This window comes from Dorea sp. Marseille-P4042 (genome assembly GCF_900290215.1).
GTDB classification, from domain to species: Bacteria; Bacillota; Clostridia; order Lachnospirales; family Lachnospiraceae; genus Dorea; species Dorea formicigenerans.
This window is the reverse complement of record NZ_OLMI01000002.1, coordinates 528,108-540,574: the sequence shown is the minus strand read 5'-3', so window position 1 is coordinate 540,574 and position 12,467 is coordinate 528,108. Positions and strand designations below refer to the sequence as shown.

Here is a 12,467-nt window from a genome sequence, read left to right as displayed (position 1 = left end):
TAAGATTTCTGCTCGTTTTTGAAAGTGAAATGAAAGATTATCCTGATACAATTTGGATGTAAGATGAAAAGGAGGCAACACATGAGTGTGATATTAGAAACCAAGCAGCTTTGTAAGTTTTATGGCGCAGGTGAGAATCAGGTCAAAGCGGTCAATCAGGTGGACATTCAGATTGAGCGGGGAGAATTTGTCGCAATTGTTGGAAAGTCAGGTTCCGGTAAAAGTACATTACTTCATATGCTTGGAGGGCTAGACACCCCGACAAAAGGCAGTGTTACTTTAGCAGGGAAAGATTTATACAGGATGAAGGAAGATGCCCTTGCTGTTTTCCGCAGAAGAAAAATCGGATTTGTTTTTCAGGCATTTAATCTGGTTTCATCTGTTAATGTCTGGGAAAATATTGTACTGCCACTGGGACTGGATGGAAGAAAAGTGGATGAAGCGTATGTAAATGATATTATTGCAACTCTGGGGATTGAAAACCGGATTTATAATCTGCCAAATCAGTTATCCGGAGGACAGCAGCAGAGAGTAGCGATTGCAAGAGCACTGGTGAATCGTCCGGAAATTATATTTGCGGATGAGCCGACAGGAAATCTTGATTCTAAGACCAGTGATGAGGTAATCGCTCTGCTTAAGATGACAGCAAAAAAATATGGACAGACAATTGTAATGATTACCCATGATGACGAAATTGCACAGGTCGCTGACCGTATTCTGGTGATTGAGGACGGACAGGTGGTGGATTTCAGATGAAGACAATAAGCAGGATTGCATATAGCAATGACAAAAGGAACAGGACAAGAAGTATACTGATCATGATGGCAATCTGTCTGACCACGATGCTGCTTGTTATCATCAGTACTGTGGGAAATGGGGTAATTCATTTACAGAAAAGTCAGGCGGCAGGATCATATGGAAGCAATTATGGTCTGTTTGTTTCCGCAGACGGATCACAGTTAAAAGAAGTAAACCGCCGTGCGGAAATAGATGCTACAGGCACTATGTGCACCGAAGGTATCATAAAAGGCAATGAAAAAGGTGGGTTTGTCTGCATGGATGAGACTGCAAGAAAAATGCTTCCTTATAATAAAGAATATGAGTTGAAGGAAGGAAAGTATCCGGAAAAAATGCAGGAAATTGCCGCAGGAAGAGCATTTTTTCGTGCAATGGGGTATGGTGATGTAAAGATCGGAGATACGGTTACACTGGATTACCGCGCAGGGATGCAGTCAGAATATAAGCCGGAAGAATTTGTTGTCAGCGGAATCCTATATGATCGGGATGAGTATACCATCGAGGCATCTTATGTTGCTTTCGGGTCACAGGAGTTTTATGATGAGCACGTCGCAGAGAATGACAGACAGTATAATATTTATTTTACTTTAAATGATTCTGCAAATGTATCTATGAATAATATTGATTCGGTTATAAAGCAGATTGCAGCAGCTTGTGGGATCGAAGAAAAAAACGTTATAGTCAATGATCTCTATTTGCAATGGGTCTTGCAGCCGAGTTATGAAACGATTGCGGTATGCGGGGGTTTGATTCTTGCAATTGTACTTTTCTCTGTTGTGGTCATTTATAATATTTTTCAGGTCGGTATTGCCAACAAGATACAGGAGTATGGAAAAATCAAGGCTCTGGGAGCAACAAAAAAGCAGATGAAACAACTGATCTTCAGAGAGGGTATGTTTTTGACGATTTCTTCAATACCAGTTGGATTGCTTCTTGGTTTTCTGATTGCAAAATGCGGTTTTAACTGGCTGGTAGAACAGGGGAATCTTGTATCAACCGGAACTGGCTCTATGGGAGTTCAAAATCAGCAGGTGCCTCTGTTTTCCCTGCCCGTTATGCTTCTATGTATTTTCGTATCATTTCTTACCGTTGCTTTGGCACTGCGTAAACCAATGAAAATTGTTTCACGGATTTCACCTATCGAAGCAACACGGTATTTAGAAAATGCAGAAACACAAAAAAAAGGAAAACGAAATGGCAGAAAAAATGTCACCGTGTTTTCTATGGCAATGGCAAATGTAACGGGTAATCCAAAAAGAACCATTGGTACTATCCTCACACTAGGGCTTTCCTGCGCATTGTTTGTGATTATCTCTAATTATGTGGGAAATATTGACACGGAGCATGAAGCACGTCTTTCCGTTAATCATGGACAATTTGAACTGCAGCTTGACTATTCTTCTGAGTATGATGAAAGATATCCGGAGAATAATCTGGATACGATTCTGACGGATAATCCATTGAATGATTCGTTGGTTGAAGAAATCAAAAGCATTCCGGGAGTGACAGATGTCATGACGAGAGAGATTGTCTCTGTAAATCTGAACGGAACAAGATTTCCGGCTGCTGTTGTGAGTAAAAAGGATTTTGATTTTATGCGCCAGGACGGGGATATTGGCTCTATGGACTATGATCAGGCGGTAAAGAATGGTGATATTTTCTTTGGCTGGTCGACGTGGATGGAACAAGATGGATATGCTCCGGGAGAATCCATTGCATTTGACTTTGAGAATGGAAGTGGAACCTATACCTATCAGGGAAAGATTGCAGGATCTTTTGTAAGTGCGGACACTTATCTTGTCATTCCGGAAGGTGTATACCGTTCCATGAATCCGAGAGGAACAGCCTATGGCTATCTGTGGGTGGACTGTGATAAAAAAGATGTGGCATCTGTGGAACAGAGTCTGAATACTTTGATTTCGAATACTTCGCATATAAAAATGGATACCTATCATGCACAGTTACAATCTGCAGAATTCGCAGCCCGCACGATGAAGCTTGGCTGTTATCTGTTTATGGCGGTTGTAGGATTCATCGGTTTTATGAATATGGCAAACACCATGATCATGAATATTACGACAAAAAAGCAGGAATATGGTGTATTACAGGCTGTGGGTATGACAAATAAACAATTAAATTTATGTCTGCAGTTACAGGGACTGATTTTTACGGTTGGCACCATATGCGTAGCTTTGATCATTGGTCTGCCGCTCGGCTATACACTTTTTTCCTATGCAAAACATAATGGAATATTTGGAATGAATATCTATCATGTTCCAATCGTACCAATTTTAATTATGATTTTTTTGGTCGGTCTGTTGCAGATTGTACTTTCCTGCGTTTTAAGCAGTAATCTGAAAAAGGAAACGCTGGTAGAAAGAATAAGGTATCAGGGATAGCAAGTAATATGTAATGAACTAGTACATCGAATAATAAGTTTCTGATACATTGACGCCGGATGATTGTTTCATATGCAAGGCGGAGGAATGAGGCGTAGCGGTGGCTACGTCGATTGACGACAACGCAGCAGATGAAAAATCAGCCAAGTCAAGGTGTCAGTTATTTATTATTCGGTGTACTAGGTCTTAACGAAGAGGAGAAATAGATAACTTCCATTTTGTATGTATGATAAATCTAAACAGTATTTTAGCAACATTTCCTGCTGGTTAATTAAATTGAATAAAAATTAAACGCTGTTCAATTGTGCAATCTATATGAATCTGATATGCTGAGTATACAAAAGATTTTGAATTTTTTTAGGAGATGAAGCAAATGGATATAGGCGTTGTTATAAAAAAATATAGAAAAGAAGCTGGTATGACGCAGGAGGAGATGGCAAACAGATTAGGCGTGACGACACCGGCTGTAAACAAATGGGAGAATAGTAATTCCAAGCCGGATATTGAACTGCTGGCACCAATTGCAAGACTGCTTGATATTTCACTTGATACATTACTTTCTTTTCATGAAAAACTTTCAGATACTGAAATCGAAGAAATTATCAGGAAGATGGACAGGATGTTTTCAGAAGAAGGCTATGAAAAGACTTATGAATGGGCATTGAGACTTATAAAGGAATATCCGAATTGTAACATGCTTATCTGGCAGACTGCGGTAATGCTTGATGCAAGAAGAATAACGGATAAATGCACGAATCAGGAAAAATATGATAAGCAGATTAACGCATGGTATGAGCTGGCACTACATGATGAGAATGAAGAGATACAGCATCATGCAGCAGATTCCTTATTTGGATTTTATTTACGTAAGAAGGATTACACCAAGGCAGAAAAATATCTGGACTATTTTTCAGAACACGATCCTATGAAAAGTTGTTATCAGGGAAGATTACTCCAGGAGCAGGGAAAAATCAAAGATGCATATGAGAAATATGAAAATATTATTCTTTCCGGATTTAGTACACTTAATTTTGTGCTTTCCACAATGGCGGGACTGGCATTGCGGGAAAATGATATCGGTTATGCGAGATTTTTGTCAGGGAAGGTACAGGCAGTTGCACATACATTGGAAATGGGAAAATATAATGAGTATTCGCCAATGCTTGATATTGTATGTGCAGGGAAAGATGTAGAGGGAACATATAAGGTGGTAAAACATCTTCTTGATAATGTGGGTACGATGTATGATTTTAGAAAGTCCGGTTTATATAAGCATATGAAGTTCAGGGATATTGATGAAGCTATATTAGATGGTGTAAAAGAAAAACTTCTTGAAGGATTCAGAAACGAGGAAGAATTCGGCTACATGGCAGGATATGAACCGTGGGAGAAATTAATTTTTGACAGATAAGTTTTTTTGAAAACTGCCGTTTGGTAAAATCTATTCCATTTTTAAAAGCCTTGCGATAAAATATGTTCTGTGAATCGTTCACAGGATTATATTTTAAGGAGGCTTGGCAATGAACAAGGATTTTGAACGCTGCTGTAGCTTTCTTGCAGACATGATTATAAAATACGCACCACAGATAAGAGATGAAGTGGAGATGTGCATGATGATCAAGGATTCCATTGATGACGAGAAAGTAAGCAGGCAGAAACAATTTGACAGATTCTGTTATTACTTAGGTGGAGTAAAACAGCTTCTGGACAAAAAGGCTGCGTAGGCAGCCGGCATCCTGCAGATAATATGCTGTAGGATGTATACATATATCAGGAGGCTTCATTCATGGCGAGTGGAGTCTCTTTTATTTTGCACTGTATAATGGAAAAAGTTCTGGTTGAACAGAGGTTGGAATGATGATAAAATTTTGTTGGGACAATAGTGAACACATGTGTTCATATTTCATAACTAAGAAGTAATGGATTGGAGAGGTGCTTATGGCAGATAAAATTGGAACCGATGAACATGGGGAAATACTTATATATCAGACTGATGATGGGCAGACAAATATAGAAGTTAAAATAGAAGATGATACAGTGTGGCTGACACAACAGCAGCTTACTGAATTATATCAATGCAGTAAATCAAATATAAGTGAACATATAAAGCATATATTCGAAGAAGGGGAATTGGATAAGGATTCAGTTGTTCGGAAATTCCGAACAACTGCAGATGATGGAAAAACATATAATGTTACTTATTACAATTTAGATATGATTATATCTCTTGGATACCGTATTAGATCAGTGATTGCAACAAGATTCAGACAGTGGGCAACAAAGCGGTTAAAAGAATATATGATTAAGGGATTTACGATAGATGATGAGCGACTGAAAGGCAATGGTGGAGGAAATTACTGGAAAGAATTACTGGATAGAATCAGAGATATCCGATCATCAGAAAAGGTCTTGTATCGTCAGGTTCTTGATTTGTATGCTACGAGTGTAGATTACAATCCTCATAGCGAAGAGTCTGTTAGATTCTTTAAAATTGTTCAGAATAAACTTCACTATGCAGCACATGGTCATACTGCGGCAGAGGTTATATATCAGCGGGCAGATGAAGAAAAGCCATTTATGGGACTTACTTCATTTTCAGGTGAATTACCAGCATTAAAGGATATAGGAATTGCAAAGAATTATCTTGAAGAAAATGAACTCAAAGTATTAAACAATCTTGTTTCTGGTTATTTTGATCTTGCTGAAATTAATGCAATTGAGCATAAGCCAATGTATATGGATGATTATGTAAAGCAGCTGGATAGTGTGTTGTCATCAGGAAATAGAAAACTTTTAACTGGAGCTGGTTCTGTAAGTCATAAACAGGCGTTGGAGAAAGCAAAGTCAGAATACAGAAAATATCAGGAGATTACTTTGACGCCAGTCGAAAAAGCATATCTTGAAAGCATTAAAGAGGTTTCCAAGGAAGTAAAAAGGAGATAACATCTGATGAAAAAACAGAAGAAATGTTACATATACACAAGAGTTTCCACTTCCATGCAGGTAGAAGGCTACAGTCTTGATGCACAGAAGGACAAGCTTAGAAAATACGCAGATTATCAGGAAATGTCTATCGTCGGTGAATATTCTGATGATGGTAAATCTGGCAAAAGCGTGGAAGGCAGACCACAGTTTAAGCAGATGCTTGCGGATATAGAAAGTGGCAAAGACAATGTTGATTATGTGCTGGTATTTAAGCTGTCACGATTTGGAAGAAACGCTGCAGATGTTTTATCGTCATTGCAGAAAATGCAGGATTATGGGGTTAATCTTATCTGTGTAGAGGATGGGATTGACAGCTCTAAGGATGCCGGGAAACTGATGATATCTGTGTTATCTGCAGTAGCAGAGATAGAGCGTGAGAATATACTTGTCCAGACAATGGAAGGCCGCAGACAGAAAGCGAGAGAAGGCAGATGGAATGGAGGCTTTGCTCCATATGGCTATCAGCTGGTAAATGGTGAGCTTATCATTGCAGAGGATGAGGCAGAGATTATCCGTATTATATATGATAAATTCGTCAATACAACGATGGGAATGGTTGCGATAGCTGCATTTTTAAATAACAGTGGTTATAAGAAAAAGCTTCGCCAGAATAACACAATCGAAGGTTTCTCGACATCATTTGTCAAAGGGGTGCTGGACAATCCGATATATTGCGGTAAGCTTGCATTTGGAAGAAGAAAAAATGAGAAGATTCCGGGAACAAGGAATGAATATCATATCGTAAAACAAAAGGAATACATGTTAAATGATGGAATCCATGAGGCAATCATATCAGAAGAAATGTGGAATCAGGCATACAGAAAGCGTCAGGAGACAGGTGTTTTACAGGTAAAAACGCACAGCCTTGAACATGAGCATATTTTATCTGGAATTATCAAATGTCCTGTCTGTGGAAGTGGTATGTATGGTAATGTAAACCGCAAGAAGCATCCGGATGGAGGCCATTACAAGGATTATTTCTATTATGCGTGCAAACACAGGAAGCTTGTGGACGGACACCGCTGTACTTATAAAAGACAGTGGAATGAGGAAAGGATTAATGCGGCAGTTGAGGAAATTATCCGTAAATTTGTAAAGAACCCAAAGTTTGAGCAGGAAATCCGTAAGCAGATAGGAAGCAGCATTGATACAACGGAGCTTGACAGGGAATATGATGGATTAAAAGACAGACTGAACCAGACAACCGGGGCGAAGAACAGGCTTGCTGACCAGATGGATCATTTATCTGTATCCGATAAGAATTATGACAAAAAATATAATGACATGCAGGAACGGCTAGATAAATTATATGATGAAATCACTGATATTGAGAATGCCATGGAAGAAGTCGAAACAAGACTATATAATATCAGGCAGGACAAAATCTCAGAAGATAATGTTTACCAGTTCCTTTTATTCTTTGATAAGCTGTATGATAAATTTACAGATCTGGAAAAGAAGACATTTTTGAAGAGCTTCCTGTCGGATGTGTTTATCTATGAGGAAGAACAAAAGGATGGCAGAATATTAAGAGGTCTCCGGTTTAAATTTCCGCTATATATGAATGGCAGAAATGTATTGGGTGTGGATTGGGACAACGGAAGTACAGATGAAGTCGTGTGTTGTCTACATCGGGTGAATTCGTAGAAGTCCTTAATTTCCGCGAAGACAATGAGGAGAGTTCCGAAGAAACAACTGGCTGTAAAGCCAATGTTTATGCGGAATTTGACGAATGTACGCGATCTGAGAATTTCATAGAAATTCTCAGATTCAGGCACTTTGCGAGGTATATGAGTTTCACACCAACAGGCAAACAGGGAACATTTTTTATTTAATAGCATAGAGAAAAGCCAAAAGGACGCTTGTTTTCAGAACTTCTGGAAGATGAGTGTCCTTTTCGTTTATCCCAAGGCAAAGGAGAAGATAAAAAATGGCAAGGAAGAAGGAAATGTGTTCATCAGAGAATCACGAGTCGGGTGCAGGTATTGTACTGATGAAACTGAAAGAGCTGCGAAGAGCTGCATAGCTTTGAAGGACACCCGTTTAAGGTAGAGAGAAATCAGGAACTGTTTGAACTGCGATGCAGTATTGAGAAGGAAGGCGTATTAGTTCCGATTCTGGTGAGAAAAAATCCATATGGTGATGGATATGAAATCATATCCGGGCACAGACGGAAAGAAGCAGCACTATGGGCAGGGCTTACAAAAGTGCCGGTTATTATTCGGGAACTGGATGATGACCAGTCGGTTATAGCGATGATAGATAGCAATCTCCAAAGAGAGAAGATACTGCCAAGCGAAAAAGCGTTTGCCTATAAAATGCGTCTGGAAGCAATGAAGCACCAGGGCAGAGCAGAAGCGGATACTTCGGACCCACTGGAACCGAAGTGCAAGACAGAACTGGTGAATGTATCAGAACTGAAAGCAGAATTACAGGAATTTGGAAAAGTAAAAATCCAGAAAAAAGGCGGAGCAGGAGGCAAGCGAAGCAATGAACAGCTCGCCAGTATGGTTGGCGAAAGTGTGACACAGATTAAGCGATATATCCGGTTAACCTATCTGATTCCGAAGATACTGGATATGGTTGATAAAGAAATACTTGCGATCCGGTCAGCAGTGGAGATACCGTTTCTGAGCGAAGAAGAACAGTATGAACTCCATGCAGTCATGGAACTGGAACAGAGCATTCCTAACATTTCTCAAGCAAATCGGTTAAAGCGTATGAGCCAACAGAAATGCCTTGATATGGATAAGATTTATGAGATTCTGCAGGAAATCAAACCGAATCAGAAAGAACAGATTAAATTGCCATTGGAAAGAATTGGTAAATATTTTCCAACAGCGTATACTCCAAAGCAGCAGGTTGATTTGATTGAAAAATTATTAAAGAATTGGGCAAAACAAAATGTAAAATAAAAAGAGTGCCTAACACAATTTCGGCAGTAACGCCAACATCAGGTCGTACGAATGGAAGCCAAATCACGCTACCTGTATCTGAAAAGTAACAGCTAACAAAGAATTACCAAAAAAACAGAAAGTGTTGAAGGTGCGGTTATCGTGCTTGTCTGCATTATCTTTTCCCTGTTTGCTTCTTCTCCGCCTGTGGTCAATCCTGATGCTGCGGCGGTTACAATGGTATGGAGCTATATAGGGGAGCTTGTTTTTAATATGCTCGTTCTGGTGGGTGCAGTAAAAATGGCAGACCGTGTTGTAAGAAAAATGATGTGTAAATGTAAATTTTTCTATATCTGTTGACTTTGTTGTATGAAATGAGTATAATATGGTTAGAATATTACTATCGCAACTGTTTTAAGGAGGTGCAAATATGAATATTCGTCCATCAGCAGCAATCCGCCAGAACTACAACGAGATTGCAGATATGTGTCGTAAAACGGCAGAGCCAATATTCCTTACAAAGAATGGTGAAGGAGATTTGGTTGTTATGGATATTGAAACTTATAACCGTCGGGAAAAAATGCTGAAGCTAAGAGAAGAACTGCTTGCTGTCGAAGAAGACAGAATAGCAGGAAGAAACGGTTGCACTCTTGATGAGCTCGATGCTTACCTTGACGACGTAATCGCAGAGGTATAAGCTTATGTCAGATAAAAAGTATAAAGTCATTGTTTCCGACAGAGCAAAGCGTATGTTGGGAACACATATTCGTTTTATGGCACAAGTTAATAAAGATGCTGCCAAAACGAAAAAGCAAGAGCTTATGGAAGCAATGCGTTCTTTAGAACGTATGTCGCAGCGTTTTCCGTTTTTTGAAGAAGCGTATATACCGACGAATAAATATCATAAGATGTTTGTTGCAAAGTGGGATCTTGTTCTTTACCAAATCCAAGATGATACGGTTTATGTGGATGATATCCTTGACTGCCGTAAAGATTACAGTTGGCTTATCCGTTAAAACAGAATATCAAATACACAAATCGTCACTTCACAGCAGGTGGCGATTTTTTTGTACTCAAAAAGGAGGTGCTATGATTGGAAGTAAAGATAAATAAGGAAATCCGTAATTATACGGAGAGTATGTTTTTTGGACTGTCTCTCAGACGGTTCATTTTTTCTGTCCTTGCCTGCGGTGTGGCGGTGGGTTTGTATTTCCTGCTCCGACCACGGTTCGGAACGGAAACCCTCAGTTGGGTTTGTATCTTAGGTGCATTCCCCTTTGCGGCTATGGGCTTTATCAAATACAACGGTATGACCGCAGAGCAGTTTTTCTGGTTGAACAAAGCGCGTCAACTCTATATGGACTTTTATATAAGCGGACAAACTGTGTATGTCTGATTGGAATTGGAACTGCATTGATGATTACCAGAAATCTGTTGCAGGAATTGTGCTGCTTACATTGGGAACATTTCTGATGACAATGATATAGGACGATGTGTACCGCCCTCTTTGTTCTGCATGAAGTTGGAATCCTGTACTATATCAAAGTATTCATCTTTGATATAGTAAACGTATCTTTCTTGATATATCATGTTCATCACCCATAAAATAAGCCCTGCCATGCGCTCTTCCTTTCCGTAAAATGAGCATAAGAAAAGCACCTGCCATTTTGATAGGTGCTCTAATCTCTTTTTATATCTTTATCTGTATGCTTTTATAAAATCATCTGGTGTAATTATTGCTGTGCTACAGCTCCAAGTCTTTTGCGAACCATCGGTCCGATAATCATTGCGATGACCATTTTGCACAGATCCGCAGGAATGAAAGGAATGACACAGACTGCAAGTGCTGCGCCTACCGTATATCCGGCCTGGAGGCAGAACCATGCTGTTCCAAATGCGTAGCAGATTGCAGTTCCGACGATCATTCCGAGAATCTGGATTCCACGGTTGGTGAATTTGTCGATGACAATACCTGCGATGATTGCCATTGGAATAAATCCGATGATGTATCCGCCGGTCGGACCTGCCAGTTTTGCCAGTCCACCTGTGAATCCGGAGAATACCGGAAGCCCTACCAATCCGAGCAACAGGTAGATCAGGTAACTTAAAGTTCCCTTTTTCCAGTCTAACAGATAGAGAGACAGGTAGATCGCAAAGTTAGTAAGTGAAATTGGCACCGGACCAATTGGAACAGATAATGGTGCGAGAATGCAGGTCACAGCTGCCATAAGTGCGGTTACGACCATAGCGTAAGTACTTGTTTTTCGAAATGTCTGTGTATTTGTATTGTCATGTGTCATAGTAAAACTCTCCTTATTATTTAATGATGTGCAAAGACGTTAAACTTATTAAGCGGACTCAATCTCATAAGTGAATCCGGCGTCTTCAATTGCCTGGATTGTATCTTTGATTCCCTGTCCGCCAGCGGTAAGATATCCTGAGGCAAATATGGAATCAACGACGCGGAGCAGATTTTTTACTTCTCCTTTAAAATAAATCTCACGTCCTGCGGCACAGCGGATATCGGACTGCGGAACTAAAAGTCTTGCAAGACAGAGGACTTTCATACAGTAAGCTGTTGTGAGAGCGGACATATCGGCGTGCTCTAAAGGCGTTCCCGGAATTGGAAGAAGGAAGTTGATTGGAAGTGCCTCCGGTCGGATCTCGCGAAGCTCCAGTAACATATCTACCACGTCTTCTTTGCTTTCGCCCATACCAATAATGCCGCCGCTGCAGATTTCAAAACCAAGCCCTTGAAGCATTTTTATATTAGCAACACGTTGTTCAAATGTGTGAGTGGAACAGATGTTGTGATAATAAGCACGGCTGCTGTTCAAGTTATGGTTGATGCGGTCAAGTCCGGCTTCCTTTAACATCAATGCCTGCTTTTCTGTCAGAAAACCGATAGAACAACACAGGTGTGTTCCCTGTTCTTTCATTTTTCGAATTTTTTCAGCCAATTCTTCAATCTCTGCATCGGTAAATTTCATCCCACTAAGTCCGATACAGTGGCGTGATAAATGATGCTCGTTGACAAAGTCATTGTCTGCATATAATTTCTCATCTGCGACCCATTTGTACTTATCAATGTCAGCTTTTGAACGGCAGGACTGAGCACAATAAGCGCAATCCTGAGAACAGTTTCCACTTCTGGCATTAGTAAGAATGTGGATACTTACATGATTTCCTTTGTATTTTCGACGCAGTTTTTCAGCCCGGGCAATCAGCTCATCCAGATTTTCATCCGGCGTGTTGAGTATTTCAATTGCTTCTTCACGTGAAAGCTGTGGATCCGTAGATGTATTTTGATTTGAAATCATTAGAAGTCCTCTCTTTCCTTGAGTAATTCATTTTTCTGAAATTTTATACAAGACATACTTTAACATGCAAA

Annotated in this window: 11 protein-coding genes and 2 pseudogenes; 11 read left to right on the top strand and 2 right to left on the bottom strand. The window is 39.8% G+C overall.

Annotated elements, in window-relative coordinates; all coding sequences use genetic code 11:
- The first annotated feature begins 81 nt into the window (after nt 1–81).
- The 11 genes and pseudogenes from C7E02_RS08025 to C7E02_RS07970 all read left to right on the top strand — a co-directional run.
- A complete protein-coding gene (locus tag C7E02_RS08025) occupies nt 82–756 on the top strand; it encodes an ABC transporter ATP-binding protein (RefSeq protein WP_005340169.1) in 675 nt (224 codons plus the stop codon).
- Complete coding sequence (locus tag C7E02_RS08020) at nt 753–3,197, top strand: ABC transporter permease (protein ID WP_105309272.1); 2,445 nt, start codon at nt 753–755, stop codon at nt 3,195–3,197. The genes C7E02_RS08025 and C7E02_RS08020 overlap by 4 nt, the downstream gene beginning before the upstream one ends.
- A 373-nt stretch (nt 3,198–3,570) precedes the next feature.
- Nucleotides 3,571–4,608, top strand: coding sequence for a helix-turn-helix domain-containing protein (locus C7E02_RS08015; RefSeq protein ID WP_105309271.1), 1,038 nt, complete (start codon nt 3,571–3,573; stop codon nt 4,606–4,608).
- 109 nt (nt 4,609–4,717) lie between these two features.
- Nucleotides 4,718–4,921 (top strand): hypothetical protein, encoded by a 204-nt coding sequence (locus C7E02_RS08010; RefSeq protein WP_005340162.1) that lies wholly within the window; start codon nt 4,718–4,720, stop codon nt 4,919–4,921.
- Between the two features lie 214 nt (nt 4,922–5,135).
- Entirely contained in the window at nt 5,136–6,140 is a 1,005-nt protein-coding gene (locus C7E02_RS08005) for a virulence RhuM family protein (RefSeq protein ID WP_105309270.1), read from the top strand.
- 6 nt (nt 6,141–6,146) lie between these two features.
- Entirely contained in the window at nt 6,147–7,829 is a 1,683-nt protein-coding gene (locus tag C7E02_RS08000) for a recombinase family protein (RefSeq protein ID WP_105309269.1), read from the top strand.
- A gap of 371 nt (nt 7,830–8,200) precedes the next feature.
- On the top strand, nt 8,201–9,097 hold the full coding sequence (locus C7E02_RS07990) for a ParB/RepB/Spo0J family partition protein (protein WP_105309267.1): 897 nt from the start codon (nt 8,201–8,203) through the stop codon (nt 9,095–9,097).
- 123 nt (nt 9,098–9,220) lie between these two features.
- Nucleotides 9,221–9,436: pseudogene (locus C7E02_RS07985) on the top strand (hypothetical protein); the annotation flags it as partial.
- Nucleotides 9,437–9,506: 70 nt separating this feature from the next.
- Nucleotides 9,507–9,773 (top strand): type II toxin-antitoxin system Phd/YefM family antitoxin, encoded by a 267-nt coding sequence (locus C7E02_RS07980; protein ID WP_105309266.1) that lies wholly within the window; start codon nt 9,507–9,509, stop codon nt 9,771–9,773.
- Nucleotides 9,774–9,777: 4 nt separating this feature from the next.
- Entirely contained in the window at nt 9,778–10,092 is a 315-nt protein-coding gene (locus C7E02_RS07975) for a type II toxin-antitoxin system RelE/ParE family toxin (protein ID WP_105309265.1), read from the top strand.
- Nucleotides 10,093–10,169: 77 nt separating this feature from the next.
- Nucleotides 10,170–10,409: pseudogene (locus tag C7E02_RS07970) on the top strand (PrgI family protein); the annotation flags it as partial.
- A 400-nt stretch (nt 10,410–10,809) separates the two neighbouring features.
- Here C7E02_RS07970 and C7E02_RS07965 read toward each other — a convergent pair.
- Both C7E02_RS07965 and bioB read right to left on the bottom strand, forming a co-directional pair.
- Nucleotides 10,810–11,376 (bottom strand): biotin transporter BioY, encoded by a 567-nt coding sequence (locus tag C7E02_RS07965; RefSeq protein ID WP_105309264.1) that lies wholly within the window; start codon nt 11,374–11,376, stop codon nt 10,810–10,812.
- A gap of 48 nt (nt 11,377–11,424) precedes the next feature.
- The gene (gene bioB / locus C7E02_RS07960) at nt 11,425–12,396 is read right to left on the bottom strand and encodes a biotin synthase BioB (RefSeq protein WP_105309263.1); all 972 of its coding nucleotides are present in this window, start codon (nt 12,394–12,396) and stop codon (nt 11,425–11,427) included.
- Nucleotides 12,397–12,467 lie beyond the last annotated feature (71 nt).